Source organism: Edaphobacter bradus (assembly GCF_025685645.1).
GTDB classification, from domain to species: Bacteria; Acidobacteriota; Terriglobia; order Terriglobales; family Acidobacteriaceae; genus Edaphobacter; species Edaphobacter bradus.
In genome coordinates this window covers 111,105-129,586 of record NZ_JAGSYF010000004.1, presented here as the reverse complement: position 1 = coordinate 129,586, position 18,482 = coordinate 111,105, and the positions used below count along the sequence as shown (strand labels likewise).

Sequence of the window (18,482 nt, the reverse complement as noted above, 5' to 3'; positions counted from 1 at the left end):
GATTCTCGGGCTGAGTTCTCGCTGAAACCAAACCGGTGCAGGTTTCGTCGTAAGGTCAGACCTGCACACACCAAGGAAGCTGATATGTGGATTGTTCGACTGGCGCTACGGCGGCCGTACACCTTCGTCGTGATGTCAGTGTTGATTCTCGTCCTCGGCATCGTGAGCATCGAGACGATGAGCACGGACATCTTTCCGACCATCGATATTCCCGTGGTGACGATGGTATGGAGCTACTCAGGAACGAGCCCCGACGAGATGGAGAAGCGGTTCACGACCATAAGTGAACGCGCGATGACGACGACTGTGAACGACATCGAGCACCTCGAGTCGCAGTCCGTCAGCGGTGTCTCCATCATCAAGGTCTTCTTCCAGCCGGGCACGAAGATCGAGGCCGCGGTCGCGCAGGTGACGGCGGTGAATCAGACGATTCTGCGCGTCCTTCCTCCGGGCACAACGCCGCCCTTCATTCTGCAGTTCAGCGCGTCGAATGTGCCGATTCTGCAGGCGGTCCTTTCGAGCGACAAGCTCTCCGAGTCTGACCTCTATGACCTTGGCCTGCAATTTGTGCGCACGCAACTGGCTACGGTACAGGGAGCGCAGGTTCCGGCGCCGTATGGCGGCAAGTCGCGGCAGATTATGGTGGACCTTGACCTCGGGCAGCTATACGCTAAGGGCCTTTCGCCAACCGACGTGGTCAATGCGCTGACGGCGCAGAACCTGATTCTGCCGGCGGGAACGGCGAAGGTGGGAACGACGGACTATATTGTCCGCACGAACGCGAGTCCGCAGATTCTCAATCAGCTCAATGAGCTTCCTATCAAGAGCATCAATGGCGCGATGATCTATATACGCGACATCGGCCAGGTGCACGATGGCGCAGCGATTCAGCAGAATATCGTGCGCGTCAACGGGCAACGCGCGGTACTGTTGACCATCCTAAAAGCGGCTTCGGCATCGACACTGGATATCGTCAAGCGTGTGCGCGAGCGGATGCCTCTGATCCAGGCAGGGCTGTCACGGGACCTCAGGATCGATCTGCAGTTCGACCAGTCGATCTTCGTTCGCGCGGCGCTGCAGGGAGTGGTGAAGGAAGCCGTGATTGCCGCGACCCTCACGGCGCTGATGATTCTGCTGTTCCTCGGCAGCTGGCGCAGCACGGTGATTGTTGCCATCTCGATTCCGCTGTCGATCCTGACGTCGATCATCGTGCTGAAGTTCCTGGGCCAGACGCTGAACACGATGACGCTGGGAGGACTTGGACTGGCGGTCGGCATTCTGGTGGACGACGCCACGGTGGAGATTGAAAACATCCACCGCAATCTGGGACTGGGCAAGGAGATCGAGCCTGCGATTCTGGATGGCGCAGCGCAGATCGCGGTTCCCGCCTTTGTCTCGACGCTGGCGATCTGCATTGTCTTCGTGCCGGTGGTCTTTCTGTCGGGCGCAGCCAAGAGTCTTTTCACTCCGCTCGGGATGGCGGTGGTGTTTGCGATGCTGGCGTCGTATCTGCTCTCCCGCACGCTGGTTCCCACGATGGTCAAGTTCCTGCTGGCCAGCGAGGTGGAGATGTATCAGGACCACGCGGAGCACGAGGCCGGCTACGTGGAGAAGACGAAGCCGGGCCTGTTCTGGAGGCTTCACTTCCGCTTCAATGCAGCGTTCGAGCGGTTTCGCCAGCGCTACCAGAAGGTGCTGCACTGGGTGCTGGAACATGCCGCGTTCTCGCTGGGATGCTTTGCGCTGTTCGCGTTGCTCTCGGCCTGCCTCGCTCCATTTATCGGGCAGGACTTCTTCCCTGCCGTCGATGCGGGCACGTTCCGCCTGCATGTGCGCACGGCTCCGGGGACGCGCATTGAGGAGGTCGAGCGCATCTTTGGCGAGATCGATGCGACGATTCGCCAGGAGATTCCAGCCAGCGAGTTGTCCCTGGTCCTCGATGACATCGGCATCCCGAATGGCAGCTTCAATCTGGCCTTCGGCGATGGAAGCCTGACCGATGTGCAGGATGGCGAGATCCTGGTCGCGCTCAACGAGAAGCACCATCCGACAATGGGATACCGGATACGACTGCGGGAGATTCTTCGCAAGAAGTTTCCCGATGTGACGTTCTACTTTCAGGCTTCCGACATCGTTAATCAGATTTTAAACTTCGGCCTGCCTGCGCCGATCGATATCCAGATCAGCGGACGACAGTTTTATGCGAACTACGCTCTGGCGCAGAAAGTCAGGCGGGAGGTCGCCGGAGTGCCGGGAGCCGTCGACGTCCACATCAACCAGGTGGTGTACGCTCCGGAGTTTCGCGTGAACGTCGATCGCAGCCGCGCCCAGACGATTGGCCTGACGGAGGCGAGCGTCGCCAACAGCATGCTGTATGCGCTGTCGGGCAGCGGGCAGGCGACCCCGAACTACTGGCTGAACCCGGAGAACGGCGTCAACTATCAGGTAGTGGTGCAGACTCCTCAGTACAAACTGGACTCACTTGCCGCGCTGGAGAGCATCCCAATCACGGCGAATAACAGTCCTGCCGCGAATACGAGCAGCTTCGCTCCCGGGCCGCAGTTGCTGAACAACCTGGCGCGCGTGGATCGCGCGACCAGTCCGGCGGTGACGAACCACTACAACGTGCAGCCCGTCTTCGACGTCTTCGCCTCGGCGAGCAGACGCGACCTGGGCGGCGTGGCGCGCGACATCGACAAGATCATCGACAAGTATCGCAAGCAGGTTCCACCGGGCACGCAGATCACGATGCGCGGGCAGGTTTCGAGCATGCGCGACTCCTTCACGGGCCTTGGACTGGGGATGATCTTTGCTGTGCTGCTGGTCTACCTGCTGATGGTCGTCAACTTCCAGAGCTGGCTGGACCCGTTCATCATCCTGACGGCGCTGCCGGGCGCGGCGTGCGGCATTCTATGGATGCTCTTCCTTTCGGGAACGACCTTCAGCGTGCCTTCGCTGATGGGGGCCATTATGACGATCGGCGTGGCGACGGCGAACTCCATCCTGATCGTGACGTTCGCCAACGACCAGCGCAGGGCCGGTATGAATGCGCTGGAGGCCGCAGCGGCGGCGGGCGTGACGCGTCTGCGTCCTGTGCTGATGACGGCACTGGCCATGATCATCGGCATGTTGCCGATGTCACTGGGCATGGGCGAAGGCGGTGAGCAGAATGCTCCGCTGGGACGCGCGGTGATCGGCGGCCTGATCGTCGCTACGTTTACCACGCTGCTGGTGGTGCCCATTATCTACAGCCGTCTGCGCCGGCATGATCCGGAGACGATGCGGATCGAAGAGTTGCCGGAGTAGCCACCGTAGATATCACGAAACACCCTATCCTGAGAGAGAACGATGACGCACAACGCCCAGACCGGAACGCAATCCTCAAGCCGAGCACCCTACATTGGTGCGGCGGCGTTTTTTCTCATGCTGATTCTGGTCGGCATTATGTTCCTGCTGCCGAAGCTGCGCCACAGAGATGCACTGGAGGCTGAGGCCAAGGAGGCCGCAGGGCCGCCCACGGTGATGACCACGGTCCTCAAGGAGGGCGAGAGCGGTGGCCATATTGAGCTTCCAGCGACCGTGCAGGCGTTTGATCAGACTCCTATCTATGCGCGTACCTCCGGCTACCTGAAGGCCCGGTATGTCGATATCGGCGACCACGTACACAAGGGGCAACTGCTGGCGGTGATCGACGATCCGCAGACCGACCAGGCGCTGATGCAGGCGAGGGCAACGGTTGCCCAGAACAAGGCGCAGCTGGCTCAGGCGCAGGCCAACGCGGCGCTTTCCAAAGTGACAAATGAACGGTGGCAGAACCTGCAGAAGGAGGGCGTGGTGGCGCAGCAGGATGCTGACCAGAGATATGCCCAGGCCGGGGCGGATGCCGCTTCCGTCGCCGCCGCGCAGGCCAACATTGCGGCGGGCGAGGCCAATGTCCGCAGCCTTACAGAACAGGTTTCGTTCGCCCGCGTGGTCGCTCCGTTCAACGGCATTATTCTGTCGCGCTCGGTCGATACCGGTTCGCTAATCAGTTCGGGCAGCCAGAACAGCGTGACCCAGATGTTTACCATCGGTCAGGCAGATACCATCCGCGTCTTCGTGAGCGTGCCGCAGGCCAGCGCTGTGGGGCTGAGGAAGGACTCCCTTGCCAGGGTTGCGCTTCGTGAGCTTCCCGGGAAGGTTTATACCGGGAGGGTTGCGCGCACGAGCCAGAGCATCGATCCCAGCACGCGCACACTGTTGGTGGAGGTGGACCTGAGGAACGACGGGCATATTCTGCCGGGCATGTATGCGACGGTCATCTTCGATCTGCCGCGAGGCGGTCCGGCTCCTGTGCTGCTTCCGGCAAACGCGCTGGTCATCCGCACCTCGGGGCCGCAGGCAGTAGTGGTGGATAGCAATAATATTGCTCACTTCCGGTCGATCGTGCTGGGGCGGGATCTGGGGACGCAGACTGAAGTCGTCGGCGGATTGAAGGCCGGCGATGTTGTTGTGCTGAGCCCGGGAGACGCGGTCACGGATGGGGCGAAGGTTCAGCCGCAGCAGCGTTGATTGACACGGCGATGCATATAATCTGAAGTGTTGGGGCGGCAGGCCGCGCATAGGGGCTACGGAGGAAAGATAACCGTGATTGTTGAGATCGAAGGGCTCCGCAAGGTGTATGACGGCAAACAACGCGTTGTCGCTGTCGACGGCATCGACCTTGGCGTGCAGGAAGGCGAGTTGTATGGTCTTCTGGGGCCTAACGGCGCGGGAAAGACCACGACAATCAGCATCTGCACGACGCGCGCGCTGCCAACCGCAGGCAGGGTGCGGATTGCGGGCATCGATGTGATCGAAGCGCCGGCGGCGGCACGGCGGGGCATCGGCGTGGTGCCGCAGTACAACACACTCGACCGAGCGTGCACGATCTACGAGAACATCTACTTCCACTGCCTGTTCTTCGGATTTTCGCGGGCGGATGCGAAGCAACGGACGAACCAGCTTCTGGAGCAGTTTCACCTTACGGAGCGCGCCGATGCGTATCCGTCACAGCTCTCGGGTGGCCTGGCGCAGCGCGTTCAGATTGCGCGCGCAATCGCACACCATCCCAAGGTGCTCTTTCTGGATGAGCCGAGCGCAGGGCTCGATCCGCAGAGCCGCATCGCGATGTGGGAGGCGGTGCGCGGCCTGCGCGAAGAGGGCATCACCGTCGTGCTGACTACGCACTACATGGAAGAGGCCGACGAGCTCTGCGACCGCGTCGCCATCATCGACCACGGAAAGATTCTGGTGGAGGACACGCCTGCTGCGCTCAAGAACTCGGTTGGCGCGCAGCGGGTGTACGAGCTTGATCTTCGCAGCCAGCAAGGGATTCCGGTTCTGGTTGAGGAGCTTGAACGCCGCCCCGGAGTCGCCAGCGTTGAGACGACAGCTACAGGAGTTCGGATTCTTGCAGAGGGCACCGAGGGTTTGATCTCGGAGGTCGTCAACGCCGCCGACCCTTACGGCCTGCGCGATCTGACCATCACGGAAACCAGCCTGGAGACGGTCTTTATCCGGCTCACGGGAAGAGACCTTCGCGAGTAGTTATGACGCCTACGACACAACTCGAACCACTCGGAGCGAAGGCCTCTCGCACTCAACTGCAGGCGTCGTCTGGCCCTGGCGGCTCACGCTCAACGATGACGCAGTATGCGCGTGCGTTTGCCGGTCTGTTCCTGCGCGATCTTCATGTGCTGCGGCGCGAGCTCTTCCCTTTCGTCATCCGCGTCTGCATGAATCCGATGCTGTTCCTGTTCGTCTTCACGTTCATCATGCCGCACATGAGCGGCGGCGCGGCGATGAACCCAACGGCTGCGATGGCAGGAGGAAACTTCAGCACGGTTCTTCTACCCGGGCTGATGGCCGTGGCGATTATGTTCAGCGGGATTGCTGCGGTTGCGCTTCCGCTGGCGCAGGAGTTCGGCATTACGCGTGAGATTGACGACCGCGTGATGTGTCCGCTGCCGGTGGCGGCGGTTGCGATCGAGAAGATCTGCTTCTCGGCGATGCAGAGCATCATCGCGGCAGCGGTGGTCTTTCCGCTGGCCTACTACATCCCGACTACGCCGGTCGTGGCGCACGTTGCGAGCTGGCCTTACCTCATCCTGGTGCTTGTGCTGGCGAGCGTGACCTCGGGCGCGCTCGGGTTGACCATTGGCACGACGGTCAAGCCGCAGCAGATCGGCTTGATCTTCGGCGTCGTCGTGATGCCGATCACCTTTCTGGGCTGCGTGTACTATCCGTGGGCTGCGCTCAATCACATCCGATGGCTGCAGCTCGGAGTCCTGGTCAATCCGATCGTTTACATGAGCGAGGGCCTGCGCTCGGCGCTAACGCCGGCGCTGCCGCATATGTCACCGGTGCTGATTCTCGGCATGCTGGTGTTCTTCCTTGTGCTGCTGACGTGGCTCGGGATTCGGGGGTTCCTGCGCCGGATTATCGGGTAGCGGGTCGTTCTGACTTAATCGAAGACCGAGGCGGAGACGTTTTTCGCCTGCAGATCGGCGGCGATCTGCTGTCCGTGAAAGCGCCCGTTTTCGATGAATATCTCGTTGGTGCGCTCGCCTGCGATGACGACGCCCGCAAGGTAGATTCCGGGGACGTTGCTCTCAAGCGTTACGGGATCGCAGACCGGCGTGCGATGGTTGTCTTCGTCGAGCTTGATGCCGAGACGCTCAATGAACTCAAAGTCAGGATGATAGCCCGTGAGGGCGAAGACGAAGTGGTTCGGAATCGTCAGTAGACCCTGTGGGGTGGCGAGTGTGATCTCGTCCTCTGCGATGTGGGTCACGCTGCTGTTGAAGTAGGCGGTGAGCTCGCCGTTCTTGATGCGGTTGTTGATGTCGGGCAGGATCCAGTACTTTACGTGACGGTGCATCTCGGGGCCGCGATGCACGAGCGTCACTCGCGCTCCGTGCCGCCAGAGATCGAGCGCGGCGATTGCAGCGGAGTTCTTGCCGCCGATCACGACGACGTCGAGCCCGAAGAACGGATGCGGCTCGTCGTAATAGTGCCGCACCTTATTCAGATCTTCACCCGGAATGTTGAGGTAGTTCGGCAGATCGTAGTAACCGGTCGCGATGACGAGCTTGCGGGCGCGATGCGCGAGAGGGCGGCCGAAGCGATCGGTGGTGTGGACGACGAAACTTCCGTCGGAGCCGGTGACGCGCTCGACGTTCTCGTACTGCCGCACGTCGAGGTGATAATGCTCGGAGACCTTGCGGTAGTATTCGAGCGCCTCGTTGCGGTTCGGCTTCTGGTTGGGGCTGGAAAATGGGATGTCACCGATCTCCAGCAGCTCCGGCGTGGTGAAGAAGGTCATGTGCGCCGGGTAGTGGAAGAGCGAGTTGCAGAGACAGCCTTTATCGACGAGCACGGCTTTGAATCCGGCACGCTGCGCCTCGATCGCACAGGCCATGCCGGTGGGTCCGGCTCCGATGACAAGAAGGTCTGCCTGCGGTTCGGTGGTGTCTCTGGCGTGGCTTTCGCTCATACTTCCATCTTACTGAAATGTCGAGCGAGCCTCGGTTGATGGGATGTTGCTTAGTTTTCGAGCGTAACCAGCTTGTGCGCGATGGCAAAGAGCGCGAGTTCGAGGCGCGTTGAGACGCCGGTCTTGTCGAAGATGTTCGACAGGTGCCGCTTGACCGTCTCCTCGCTGATGGCGAACTGCTTGGCGACATCCTTGTTGCTGCAGCCTTCGACGATGCAGGTCACGACTTCGAGCTCGCGGGGCGTGAGGCCGTAGGTCTTCTTGTCGGAGGTGGCTGCAGCCTGCTTCATCAGCTCGTTCAGCGCGGCGACAAGATTGACGACACGCTCGCCGCCGATCCAGTAGTCGCCGGAGAGGACGGCGCGGAGCGACTTGGGGAGGTCCGCGGCGACCGAATCCTTGAGGACGATGCCGCGGGCGCCGATCTGCAGGGCCTCGATGATCTGCTGGGTCGAGATGGTGCTGGTGAGGAGGAGAATTTTCACACGCGGCGACTTGCTCATAATGGCGCGCATGGCTTCGAGACCAGGAAGGCGCGGCATCTGAAGATCGAGGAGCAGAATGTCGGGCTCGAGTTCGAGGGACTGCGTGATGGCGTCGTCGCCATCGTTGGCCTCGCCGACCACTTCAAAGCCCGGCTCGCTCTCCAGCATGTTCTTGACGCCGAAGCGTACGACTGGATGGTCGTCGGCGACGACGATGCGGATGGGCGCTACTGCCCCTGCGACCCCGATGGACTTTTTCTCGGCTTCACTCATGCGCGGCTTCTCCTGAACTACCTCTGGTACTTGTGGTGATGCTTGCGTTTTCGCGTGCGTTCAGCATAACCTCCAGGCGCTCGCAGGCCAGAAGGAATTCATCGAGCGTAGCTACATGATTAGCAGCTAACCCCTTGTTTTCCATTGCAGTTGCAAGACTTTGCAACTCCATCGCGCCGACCATGCCGCAGCCTCCCTTGATGGCATGCGCCTCTCGCTTGTAGGACGCGTTGTCGCCGGCGGCAGCGGCCTGACGCATCGCAGCGATTCGCTGCTTCGCGTCTCCAAGACAGAGATGGTACAGGCTCTTCAGCTTCTCCGGCTTCATCGATTGCGAGAGCTTTTCATAGGTAGCTTCGTCGAGCACCGTTACATGACTGTGAACCGGTTTCGAGGGCTGAGTGCTGCGGCCGCGGGTCACCACGGCCGTGAATGTCTCCATCGTGAATGGCTTCAGCAGAAAATCGTCGTAGCCCTGGGAGGCCGTGCCGATGGGCGGGCTGCCACTCATGGCCAACAGCGTTGTCCCGTTGCCGCAGACGTGGCGTAGAGCGCCCGCGAGCTCCGTGCCGGTGATACCAGGCATCTGAAGATCGGCGAGCACGATGTTGGGCGGAGAGACTCTGGCTGACTTCAGCAGGTCGAGCGCGCGCTCACCGGAGTCGGTTCCATCCACCGAATAACCCTGTCGCCGGAGCAGCAGGATGAGAAGCTCCCGGCTCACGATATCGTCATCTACAACGAGCACTCGCATCAAAGGCTTCACAGTTCCTTTCGCGCAAAGGGTATCAAGTGCATGTTTTCCATGCCACTCGAAAGGGACACGGGGTACAGTAGTTGCCATGGGTCCGGAGGATCTTCAGCGTCAACCCGGCGAGAGCGGGAAGGAACGAGACCTGGCGGCCGAGCTGGCATTACTCTCTGGCCGCGTCGCCGCGCTGGAACGGCAGTTGGCTGGCCTGCGTGAGGCTTCAGCGCCGCCGGTGGCGGCCGGGCCTGTATCTGAGGCTCTCCCTTCCCCGGCGCCGCGCGTTGAAGAACAGGGTTCGGTCCCTCCGCCGCCTCCACCATTTGCAGCGAGGCCTGCTCCTCCGCCGCCTTCCCTTCCCTCATTGAACCGTGCAGCGATGCAGGCCCCCTCTCCGTCGCTGGAGAGCAGGCTGGGCGCACAGATCTTCAATCGTATTGGCATTCTGGCCCTGCTCATCGGCGCTGCGGGGTTCATGCAGCTGGCCTTCAGCAGGCACTGGATCGGGCCGGTCGGCCGCATCCTCGCCGGGCTTGTCGCCGGGGCGGGTCTGGTCGTCTGGTCGGAGCGCTTTCGCCGCAAAGGCTTCCCGGCGTTTTCGTATTCGCTCAAGGCTGTCGGCAGCGGCGTGCTGTACCTCGCGCTCTGGGCGGCGTTTCAGCTTTATCACCTGCTGCCTGCGGACGCGGCGCTGGCAGGGATGATTCTGGTAACCGCGTGGAACGCGTATATGGCGTGGGCACAGGATGCAGAGTTGCTGGCCGCCTATGCGTTGGCAGGAGGCTTTGCGACGCCTCTGCTGCTCTCGACCGGCGGCAACCACGAGATTTTTCTCTTCAGCTATATCCTGGCGATCGATGTTGCCACCGTCGCGCTGGTTCGGGTGAAACCGTGGTCTCGCCTTCTGCTGGGAGCCTTTCCCGCGACGGTCGCGTACTTTATTGGCTGGGATTTACGTTTCTTTGCAGCGGGCGAGTTTGCTGTCACCTCGATTTTCATCGGGCTCTTCTTTCTCGTCTTTGCGAGTGTTCCGATCCAGAGGGGCGTGGCGGCCATCGTACCTACTCCCTCCGAGGAATCGTTTGGGAGGCTCGGTACGGGTCGCATCAAGAGGCAGATTCTTCTGCCCCTGTGGAATGCCGCCTTCGGCGCTCTGGCGTTCTACTCCGTGTTTCACGACGCGGGCCACAGCGCGTGGTTGCCGTGGCTGATGGTCGCTCTCGGCGCGTTCTACCTCGCCCTCATGCGCCTTCCGCAGAGCGAGGTTGCGGCGGCGATCCACCTTTCCATCGCGGTCGTCCTGCTGACCATTGCGATTCCTCTAAAGGCCAGCGGCCATTGGATAACAGTGGCCTGGCTAGTAGAGGGCCTTGCGCTGGCGTGGGTCGCTGCGCGGGTCGCGGCACCAGCGTCTGAGGACGGCGCCGCTTCCCCGTCGCGCGTGCTGCGATGGCTCTCTGCGGGAGCCTTTGTGCTGGGGCTGAGCGGTTTGATCAGCTCGCCGTTCTGGTTCGATGCTGCGGTGCATCGCCCGCTTTTCAACTCGGACCTCTCGGCTGCGTTGATCGGCATCGCGGCGTTGGCCGGAGCGGCGTGGGTCGCATTCCATGCGCAACGGACCGGCGGGGCGATGACGCCAGCCGTGGCCGCGTTTTCTGACTGGATGCGTTTCAGCGTGGCCTGCCTGCTCGCTGTTGACCTGATCGCGGCGCTGCTGTGCCTGCGCGAGATCGTTACCGGACGCTCGCTATATGTTGCGCAAGTGCCATTCTTCAATCCTGACTTTGCGATGTGCCTGATTGCAATGGCAGTGATTGGCCTGGTCGCCTGGGTGGTGCACCGTATTGGGCGCAGCGATCAAAGCACAGCCTTCTGGCAGCAACTGGCCGGGGCGTCAGTGATCGTCATCAACCTGATTGCGGTGATTGCAGGTGTGCGCGAGATTGAGGCGCTGTGGCCGAATACGGCGACCTCTCTCGAGGCGGAGTTGCAGCAGGCGCTGGCTGTCTCGGCCTTCCTGATGGCCTACGGCGGGCTGCTGCTGGCCCTGGGCTTCTGGCGGCGAACGGCGTTCATTCGCTGGCAGGCGCTCGTGCTTCTCGTCTTCACCATTCTGAAGACGTTTCTCTATGACATGCGCAACCTCAATGAGGGCTATCGCGTTGTGAGCTTCATGGGACTGGGCGCGCTGCTGATGGCCATCAGCTTCGCGTACCAGAAGGACTGGCTCGCGCTGCGCGAGAGTCACGACTCCAACACAAAGCCCCGACAGGACACAGGACCCAGCCAGTGAAGATTTTTCCCGTCCTAGCTCTTTTGCTTTGGCAGGCCGTTGCTCCTGTGGCCTCGGTGCAAACCGCCGACCGTCAGTATCTTCGGTATCAGCGGATGATTGCGGTGCCTGGCGCCGGGCAGAGCTGCGCTGTTCTCGACGCGGCCACCTTCGCCCATGCCGCGGCCTCGCTCAAAGACCTTCGCGTCTATGCTGCTTCTGCTGGCCCCAGGGAACGAGAGATCCCTTACGCCATTACTTTGAGCGAGCCGGTGCAGCCCGACAGCGAGACCGCTACGGTGATGAACCTGGGGCAGCGCGGACAAGGGATCGTCTTCGATCTCGTGATGCCTGAACGGCCGTATACGGATGTCGCGCTCGACCTCGCGGGGCAGGACTTCCTCGCGACGGCTGTCGTCTCCGGGAGCAACGCTGCCAACTCTTCTTCACTCACAAGGCTCGGCGAGTTTACACTCTTCGATCTTCGCTCGCAGCATCTCTCGCGGAGCACGACGCTGCAGTTGCAGGAGTCGAGCTTCCCTTACCTGCATGTTGAGCTGACGGCCTCGCCTGCTTCTGGCGCGCATCCGTTCACGGCCACGCCGCAGATGGTTCGCGGAGCTACCGTTCCTCCCAGCCGCGAGGCGCAGTCGCTCTTTGCTCTCTCTGCCGAGACCCACTCTGTGACGCAGAGGGGCCGCCAGACCATCGCTAAGCTTGCGTTGCCGGAGCGTGTGCCGGTGGAGCGCGTCAGCTTCGAGCTTGCGCCCGAGTTCAAGGCCAACTTCAGCCGCGACGTTGTCGTCTCGGATCGTCCGGAGGGAACGCCGGAGACGGCCAGCGAGAGGATCGCCGGCACGATCCTTCGGGTCCGGCTGAATCAAGGCGGCCGCGAGATTCGCCAGCAGCAGCTCAGCGTACCGGCCACGCTCGGCTCAAATCTGCAGGGGCCGGGCAGCGTCGAGGTGACGGTCAACAACGGCGACGATGCTCCGCTACCGATTACAGCGGTTCGGCTTGAGATGCGGGAGCGCGAGCTCTGCTTCGATGCTCCTGCGGCGGGGAACTATCTCCTCTTCTATGGCGATCCCGCGCTGGTTGCACCTGAGTACGATTACGCGCGCATCTTCTCTCCCTCGGGCGCAGCACACGCGGTCACGCTTGGCCCGGAGACGGCGAACCGTGCGTTTCACACGCGTCCGGACACGCGGGCCATCACGGAACGACACCCGGAACTGCTCTGGGTTGGATTGCTGGCCGTGATTTGCGTGCTGGCACTGGTTGCCCTGCGCTCGTCAAAGCATCTGCACCACCATCACTAACGCGTTTACCTGGATCAGACGCCAAGCTCGGCGCGGATGGCGTTGGCGATGGTGTCGGCGTGGTGGCGCATGAGCGGTTCGGACTCGGCTTCGATCATGACGCGAGCGAGGGCCTCGGTGCCGGAGTAGCGTATAACGACGCGGCCTGAGTCGGCGAGCTCTTTTTCTGCGGCAGCGATGGCGGCAGCGACCGACGGAATGGCATCGAGTGGTTTCTTCTCGCGGACCTTGACGTTGACGATGACCTGCGGGAAGACCTTGAGATCGGCGACGAGCTCGGCGAGGGTCTTGCCGCTACGATGGACGATATCGAGCAGAAGAAGCGCGGTGAGGAGTCCGTCGCCCGTAGTGGAGCGGCCGGAGAAGATGATGTGGCCGGACTGCTCGCCGCCGAGCGCGGCGTTGGTGGAGAGCATCTGCTCGAGGACGTACTTGTCGCCAACAGGGGCGCGGAGCATCTGGATATTCGAGCGCTTGAGAGCGGCCTCGAGGCCCATGTTGGACATCGTGGTGGCGACAACGGTGGAGTTGGTGAGCAGGCCGCGTGCCTGCAGGTCGCGCGCAGCGAGCAGGAGGACGGCGTCGCCATTGATGACGTTGCCATGCTCGTCGGCGAAGAGCGAGCGGTCGGCGTCGCCGTCGAAGGTGATTCCAAGCGATGCCTTCTGGTGCTTCACCGTCGCGGCGACGATCTCGGGGTGCAGAGCGCCACAGTGCTCGTTGATGTTGCGGCCGTCGGGGCTGGCGTGGGTGATGATGACCTCGCCGCCGAGGCCAGTGAAGAGTTGAGGAGCGACGGCAGAGGCGGCACCGTTGGCGCAGTCGATGACGATGCGGCGGCCGTCGAGCGAGAGGCCGGGGACGGAGGCGAGGAGGAAACGAATGTATTCGGCGCGGTCGGCTTCATTGACCTCGGGAGCTGTGGCCTTCGGAGGCTCGGCGTCTCCCGAAGACTGAAGGCGGCGGAAGATCTCGCCTTCAATAGCGAGCTCGGTAGCGTCGGGGAGCTTGTAGCCGTCGGGGCCGAAGACCTTGATGCCGTTGTCCTCCCAGGGATTGTGCGAGGCGGAGATGACGACGCCAGCGGAGAAGCTGTGGGCCCGGGTGAGGAAAGCGATGGCCGGAGTTGTGATGATTCCCGCGCTCTCGACGGAGGCGCCTCCCGCGGTGAGGCCGGCGGTGAGCGTGGCGGCGATCCAGGAGCCGGACTCGCGGGTGTCCATGCCGAGAATGACCCGCGGCGAGGGCGATGTGACCGCCAACGAGTGGGCCAACGCGATGCCAATCGCGTAGACGGTGGGGGGATCGAGGGGGTACTGGCCTGCGACGGAGCGGATGCCGTCGGTGCCGAAGAGCTTCTTCATGTGGTGCTTTTCTCCGTTAGTTTGGTGTCGGTTACCTGCGCTTCGAGGCTGCCCTGCGAGAGTCGAGCGCGGATGGTCCGCCCGGGGGCCGTGTCGGCAGCGGAGCGCAGGAGGGTTCCATCGGCTGCGTAGACAAGAGCATAGCCGCGAGCGAGGACGTTGAGGGGCGAGAGTGCGTGCAGTCGCGCGCTGGCCGCACTGAGGCGGTTTCGCCGCTCTGCAGTGAGCTGTGAGGCGAGATGATCGAGCCTGCTGGTGCTGCGTTCGAGACGACGACGCGAGGCGGCCGCGCGGAGGGTGACGTCCTGGTGGCGAAGACGGTCGGTGAGGGCGGCGAGCCTTTGCGTTGGAGCGCGGAGGCGGCGTTGCGCGGCGGCGTCGCGGCGGAGGTCGAGCTCGTCCAGGCGCTGAACGCGGCCGCCGATGGAGTCGCGCAGGCGGCGCAGCACCGATTCGGCCGAGAGGCGGGCGTAGCGGCGATGGGCTTCGATGAGCTGAAAGCTGACGGCGCGGCGGGCACGGAGGTCGAGGGCTTCAAGGCGCTCCTCGATGCGGTGCTGGGCAGCAGTGATGAGCTCGGCGGCGGCTGAGGGAGTGGGCGCGCGAAGGTCAGCGACAAAGTCGGCGATCGTGAAGTCAGTCTCGTGACCGATTGCGGAGACGATGGGGAGCCCGGAGGCGGCGATGACGCGGGCCAGGGCCTCGTCGTTGAAGCCTGCGAGGTCTTCGAGAGAGCCTCCGCCGCGGGCGATCAGGATGAGATCGACGAGCGACGAGTGGCGGTTGAACCAGCGGATACCCTCGGCTACCGAGCCTGGACACGAGCTGCCCTGCATGGTCGCAGGGTAGACGAGCAGGTTGAGCCGGGCGTGGCGGCGACGGACGACGGTGACGATGTCGCGGATGACGGCTCCGGTGGGCGAGGTGACGATGCCTACTCTCTGCGGGAAGGCAGGCAGCGGCCGCTTGCGCGCGGCGTCGAAGAGTCCTTCGGCGAGGAGGCGTGCCTTGAGCTGTTCGAAGGCGAGTTGAAGGGCTCCGGCCCCGCGTGGCTCAAGGGTCTCGGCGATGAGCTGGAGCTGGCCGCGGCTCTCGTAGACCGAGATGCGCCCGCGCACCAGCACGGCAAGGCCATCGGCGGGACGGAAGCGCAGCAGAGACGCCTGGCGGCGGAAGAGGACGACAGGAAGCTGTGCCTCGCCGTCCTTGAGGGTGAAGTAGATATGGCCCGAGGGGGCGGAGCGGCAGTTGGAGATTTCGCCCTCGACCCAGAGGTCGGAGTAGGTGGTCTCGACGTGAAGGCGGATGCGGCTGACGAGGTCGTGGACAGTCCAGATGAGGCGCTCGGTGGGGAGAGCGGGGGCTGCCGGCACTGCGGGGCTTACCGGGGGCGGAGGAGGAGGTTCAGGCGTCTGCTCGTATGCTTCGAAGAGAAAGTCGGTCTGGAGAGACTCGGAATGCTGGGACGATGAGGTCGCCGTGCGCGCAGCAGAGCGCTGCCGGCCGCGGCTGGCGCGGAGGCTGGCGAGAGTCGGCGGCTTGTCTCCCGGCTTGTCTCCCTTCGGGGGCATACCGCCTGAGTCTAGCAGGACGAGGCGGGCCGTTTCTTCGCTAGCGATGCAAACGGTTGACTACCCAGAAGATGAGACTGAGGACGAGGCTGAATACAAGACAGGTGGCCAGCGGAACCGAGATCGTCCAGCCACGGCCCCGCCAGGTGAAGTCTCCGGGCAGTCGGCCAAGCGGCAGATGGAGGCGACCCAGCCCCATCGCGATGAGGCCTACGACGAGAAAGAGCAAGCCGAAGAAGACGAAGATGCGGCCGAGTTCAGACATGACTACGACGGTGTGACGCCAGCATGGAGTTGGCCTCGCGGATGAGCTCCGCGGGCTCGCAGGGTTTGGTGAAGATTCCGACGGGCTGTGGCAATTTGCCAGCCTGTTCGCGCACATGGTTGAGGTTGGAGTAGAAGCCGGTGAGGACAATGATGCGGCACGAGGGCAACTCCCTGGTCACATCGCGCATAAGAGAGATGCCGTCACGACCCGGCATGGCGATGTCGCAGAGCAGAAGATCTGGCGTGAACTCATGGGCCAAGCACATGGCCTCTTCGGCGCCGTAAGCCACCCGCACGCTGAAGCCGCTCCTCTCGAAGATGAGGGCCAGTGTGTCGGCGACAACACGATCGTCGTCAACGACCAGAACGCGCTGCATAGAGGCTCCCTTCGTGCTTCATCACTCAGGCTGCCAAGCTGCAATGTGGTGCAAGCTTAGGCTGAGAGCATGAATGATGTCCAATGAAATTCCGGCAGATTTGGTGGAGACAAAGGACATCAAAATGAAGTGAAGGCTTATCTATTGTGACAGACGTAGCCAAGTCGAAAACGTTGGCACTCTGATAAGGTTGACGCACGCCGTCGATTGGAGAGGAGAGATTCCGTGCATCTTGTTGCAATAATTGCGGGAATGGTCTGCTGCCTGAGCGTCTTTGTGGATGCCTTCCAGACGATTGTTCTACCCCGCAGGCCTTCCGGGCGCTTCCGGATCACCCGGCTCTTCCTCACGTTCGGCTGGGCGTGGTGGGCAGCGATGGGGCAGCGAATGAAGGACGCGAAGGCCCGGGAGCAGATCTATAGCATATTTGGGCCGCTGTCGCTGATTCTTCTCCTGCTGCTATGGGGCGCACTGCTCGTTTTCGGGTTCAGCTTTCTTTTTTATGGCCTCGGGTCGCCGTTCCACGATCCCATGGGAGGGCCGGCAAAAGCCTCCTCCCCGTACGAGACAGACCTATATGTCAGTGGAACAACGCTGTTTACGCTGGGGATTGGCGACGTGCTGCCGCACAAGCTCGCGGCAAGGAGCCTGATTGTCCTCGAGTCGGGGGTTGGACTTGGATTTATTGCACTCGTCATCGGCTACCTGCCGGTGCTGTACCAGTCATTCTCAAAGCGCGAGGTGAACATAGCACTGCTGGATGCGCGCGCCGGGTCTCCTCCGACGGCTGCTGAGCTGCTGCGGAGGCATGGTTTCGAGGGTGGCGAAGAGGCCATGACCAAGCTGCTCGAAGAGTGGGAGCGCTGGTCGGCCGAGATTCTGGAGTCGCATATCTCCTATCCGATTCTCTGCTACTACCGGTCGCAGCATGACACACAGAGCTGGCTCTCGGCTCTGGTGGCAATCCTGGACACCTGCGCGCTGCTGATCTCCGTGCTGGAAGGAGCACCCTCGCGGCAGGCCCAGCTTACGTTTGTGATGGCGAGACACGCACTGATTGATCTTGGCCAGGTCTTTCACGTCCAGGACAAGGAGATCTGGAAGCTGCAGGAGGGCAAGGACAGGCTCCCGCCGGGAGAGTTTGAACGTTTGTGCCACGCACTTGTAGATGCGAACCTGCGGATATGCGGCGACGCCGATTCGGCACGCCGGCTGCACACAATCCGCGCACGCTACGAGCAGGCTGCAGGCGCGCTCTCAGACTATCTGCGGATGCCTCTGCCTCCGTGGGTTCCGGAGCGTAAGGATAAAGATCAGTGGTCTGTGCTGACGCAGCTGCGCTCGGAGGCCGAGGCCAGTGCAGGAAAGCGCAGCACCTGGGCCCTCCTGCACCACGACGACCACGGCCACTGAGGAAGAAGTTACCGCATCATCGGGCCAACGGCAGGAGCGGGGTTCAGCTTCTGCGCGGCGATCATTCCGGCAGGGCCCTTCGCGTCCTTGTCCTTCAGCTGAGCGTAGATTTTCTTCGCCTGCTCGGGCTGATTCTGGCTCTCGTAGAGCTCCGCGAGCTGCAGCTGTGCAGTACCTGCGGGAACAGAAGCTGACGGCTTGGCGGCGATCTGGTTGTAGAGGTCGATGGCCTGCTGAGAGCGGCCCGTCTGGCGATAGAGCTGCGCGAGGGCGAGCTTGCCCAGCGTAGAGAGATCGCTGTTCCAGCCATCGGCGACCTGCTTGAGCGTGCTCTCGGCCGAGGCGTTCTGCCCCTCCTCAAGATAGGTTAGGCCGCCGAAGTAGCGGGCGAGCCTTCCACCGGGGGTCATGCCGTAGCGGTCGGCCACCTGCATGAAGAGCTGATTAGCTGCCTTGGCGCGCTCGGCGGCCGAAGGGAAGGTCTTGACGCCGGGAGGCACGGGTTGGCCGGGCTGCGCGAGAGGCGTCTGGTAGGTCTGCATTGCGTTGCCGAACTCGGTCGCGGCCTGGTCGGCGCGATGGTTGTACAGGAGCGCACCGAGAACAATGACGATGATGGCGACGAGCGCACTCACGCTGGAGGTGATGACGGAGCGGCGATGCTCGCTGGCCCATTCGAGGCCGTGCTGGGCGGTATCGACGAACTGATCGTGCTTGAGAGCTTGGCGGGTCTGCTGATCCACTTGATCTATTCTTCCTTTGTCGGCTCGCAGCGCGTCGGTACGTCCGCGAGACAGGTTTGCGCGTAGAGTCAGCGCAGAACCTTAAGTTTATCAGTTACCTCTCCCAAATGCGTGCCACATCTTCAGCGGCA

General features: G+C 62.4%; 15 protein-coding genes. 7 read left to right on the top strand and 8 right to left on the bottom strand.

What is annotated here, in order from left to right; genetic code table 11:
• Nucleotides 1-84 precede the first annotated feature (84 nt).
• The 4 genes from OHL16_RS15520 (at nucleotide 85) to OHL16_RS15505 (ending at nucleotide 6,470) form a co-directional block, all read left to right on the top strand.
• Nucleotides 85-3,306 carry an efflux RND transporter permease subunit gene (locus OHL16_RS15520; RefSeq protein ID WP_263368094.1) on the top strand — a complete coding sequence of 1,074 codons (3,222 nt, stop codon included), beginning with the start codon at nucleotides 85-87 and terminating at the stop codon, nucleotides 3,304-3,306.
• 42 nt (nucleotides 3,307-3,348) lie between these two features.
• A complete protein-coding gene (locus OHL16_RS15515; protein WP_263368093.1) occupies nucleotides 3,349-4,551 on the top strand; it encodes an efflux RND transporter periplasmic adaptor subunit in 1,203 nt (400 codons plus the stop codon).
• A gap of 75 nt (nucleotides 4,552-4,626) precedes the next feature.
• Nucleotides 4,627-5,568, top strand: coding sequence for an ABC transporter ATP-binding protein (locus OHL16_RS15510; protein WP_263368092.1), 942 nt, complete (start codon nucleotides 4,627-4,629; stop codon nucleotides 5,566-5,568).
• Nucleotides 5,569-5,663: 95 nt separating this feature from the next.
• Entirely contained in the window at nucleotides 5,664-6,470 is an 807-nt protein-coding gene (locus OHL16_RS15505; RefSeq protein WP_263368500.1) for an ABC transporter permease, read from the top strand.
• A gap of 14 nt (nucleotides 6,471-6,484) precedes the next feature.
• Here OHL16_RS15505 and OHL16_RS15500 read toward each other — a convergent pair whose 3' ends face one another.
• From OHL16_RS15500 to OHL16_RS15490, 3 genes are read right to left on the bottom strand one after another with little or no spacing between them, the layout of a single operon-like run.
• A complete protein-coding gene (locus tag OHL16_RS15500) occupies nucleotides 6,485-7,516 on the bottom strand; it encodes a YpdA family putative bacillithiol disulfide reductase (RefSeq protein WP_263368091.1) in 1,032 nt (343 codons plus the stop codon).
• 50 nt (nucleotides 7,517-7,566) lie between these two features.
• A complete protein-coding gene (locus tag OHL16_RS15495) occupies nucleotides 7,567-8,274 on the bottom strand; it encodes a response regulator (protein ID WP_263368090.1) in 708 nt (235 codons plus the stop codon).
• Complete coding sequence (locus tag OHL16_RS15490; protein WP_263368089.1) at nucleotides 8,267-9,028, bottom strand: response regulator; 762 nt, start codon at nucleotides 9,026-9,028, stop codon at nucleotides 8,267-8,269. Before OHL16_RS15490 ends, OHL16_RS15495 begins: the two co-directional genes overlap by 8 nt.
• Before the next feature lie 88 nt (nucleotides 9,029-9,116).
• On the opposite strand from OHL16_RS15490, the gene OHL16_RS15485 reads away from it, so the two are divergent.
• Nucleotides 9,117-11,315, top strand: coding sequence for a DUF2339 domain-containing protein (locus OHL16_RS15485; RefSeq protein ID WP_263368088.1), 2,199 nt, complete (start codon nucleotides 9,117-9,119; stop codon nucleotides 11,313-11,315).
• A complete protein-coding gene (locus OHL16_RS15480) occupies nucleotides 11,312-12,616 on the top strand; it encodes a DUF3999 domain-containing protein (RefSeq protein ID WP_263368087.1) in 1,305 nt (434 codons plus the stop codon). The genes OHL16_RS15485 and OHL16_RS15480 overlap by 4 nt, the downstream gene beginning before the upstream one ends.
• 14 nt (nucleotides 12,617-12,630) lie before the next feature.
• Here the strand turns inward: OHL16_RS15480 and glmM are convergent, their stop codons facing one another.
• From glmM to OHL16_RS15460, 4 genes are read right to left on the bottom strand one after another with little or no spacing between them, the layout of a single operon-like run.
• Nucleotides 12,631-13,980, bottom strand: a complete 1,350-nt coding sequence (gene glmM / locus OHL16_RS15475; protein ID WP_263368086.1) for a phosphoglucosamine mutase — start codon at nucleotides 13,978-13,980, stop codon at nucleotides 12,631-12,633.
• On the bottom strand, nucleotides 13,977-15,551 hold the full coding sequence (gene xseA / locus OHL16_RS15470; protein ID WP_263368085.1) for an exodeoxyribonuclease VII large subunit: 1,575 nt from the start codon (nucleotides 15,549-15,551) through the stop codon (nucleotides 13,977-13,979). Before xseA ends, glmM begins: the two co-directional genes overlap by 4 nt.
• Before the next feature lie 40 nt (nucleotides 15,552-15,591).
• A complete protein-coding gene (locus tag OHL16_RS15465; RefSeq protein WP_263368084.1) occupies nucleotides 15,592-15,816 on the bottom strand; it encodes a DUF2905 domain-containing protein in 225 nt (74 codons plus the stop codon).
• The gene (locus OHL16_RS15460; protein WP_263368083.1) at nucleotides 15,809-16,195 is read right to left on the bottom strand and encodes a response regulator; all 387 of its coding nucleotides are present in this window, start codon (nucleotides 16,193-16,195) and stop codon (nucleotides 15,809-15,811) included. Before OHL16_RS15460 ends, OHL16_RS15465 begins: the two co-directional genes overlap by 8 nt.
• 225 nt (nucleotides 16,196-16,420) lie before the next feature.
• Here OHL16_RS15460 and OHL16_RS15455 point away from each other — a divergent pair, with 225 nt between their 5' ends.
• The gene (locus OHL16_RS15455; protein WP_263368082.1) at nucleotides 16,421-17,608 is read left to right on the top strand and encodes a potassium channel family protein; all 1,188 of its coding nucleotides are present in this window, start codon (nucleotides 16,421-16,423) and stop codon (nucleotides 17,606-17,608) included.
• A gap of 8 nt (nucleotides 17,609-17,616) precedes the next feature.
• On the opposite strand, the gene OHL16_RS15450 is transcribed toward OHL16_RS15455, so the two are convergent.
• Nucleotides 17,617-18,351 (bottom strand): tetratricopeptide repeat protein, encoded by a 735-nt coding sequence (locus tag OHL16_RS15450; protein WP_263368081.1) that lies wholly within the window; start codon nucleotides 18,349-18,351, stop codon nucleotides 17,617-17,619.
• Nucleotides 18,352-18,482: the final 131 nt, after the last annotated feature.

What these genes read in the sequence shown, in the direction of transcription:
- OHL16_RS15520 (WP_263368094.1), top strand. Translation starts at nt 85, where the DNA reads ATGTGGATTGTTCGACTGGCGCTACGGCGGCCGTACACCTTCGTCGTG.
- OHL16_RS15515 (WP_263368093.1), top strand. Translation starts at nt 3,349, where the DNA reads ATGACGCACAACGCCCAGACCGGAACGCAATCCTCAAGCCGAGCACCC.
- OHL16_RS15505 (WP_263368500.1), top strand. Translation starts at nt 5,664, where the DNA reads ATGACGCAGTATGCGCGTGCGTTTGCCGGTCTGTTCCTGCGCGATCTT.
- OHL16_RS15500 (WP_263368091.1), bottom strand. Translation starts at nt 7,516, where the DNA reads ATGAGCGAAAGCCACGCCAGAGACACCACCGAACCGCAGGCAGACCTT.
- OHL16_RS15495 (WP_263368090.1), bottom strand. Translation starts at nt 8,274, where the DNA reads ATGAGTGAAGCCGAGAAAAAGTCCATCGGGGTCGCAGGGGCAGTAGCG.
- OHL16_RS15490 (WP_263368089.1), bottom strand. Translation starts at nt 9,028, where the DNA reads ATGCGAGTGCTCGTTGTAGATGACGATATCGTGAGCCGGGAGCTTCTC.
- OHL16_RS15485 (WP_263368088.1), top strand. Translation starts at nt 9,117, where the DNA reads ATGGGTCCGGAGGATCTTCAGCGTCAACCCGGCGAGAGCGGGAAGGAA.
- glmM (WP_263368086.1), bottom strand. Translation starts at nt 13,980, where the DNA reads ATGAAGAAGCTCTTCGGCACCGACGGCATCCGCTCCGTCGCAGGCCAG.
- xseA (WP_263368085.1), bottom strand. Translation starts at nt 15,551, where the DNA reads ATGCCCCCGAAGGGAGACAAGCCGGGAGACAAGCCGCCGACTCTCGCC.
- OHL16_RS15465 (WP_263368084.1), bottom strand. Translation starts at nt 15,816, where the DNA reads ATGTCTGAACTCGGCCGCATCTTCGTCTTCTTCGGCTTGCTCTTTCTC.
- OHL16_RS15460 (WP_263368083.1), bottom strand. Translation starts at nt 16,195, where the DNA reads ATGCAGCGCGTTCTGGTCGTTGACGACGATCGTGTTGTCGCCGACACA.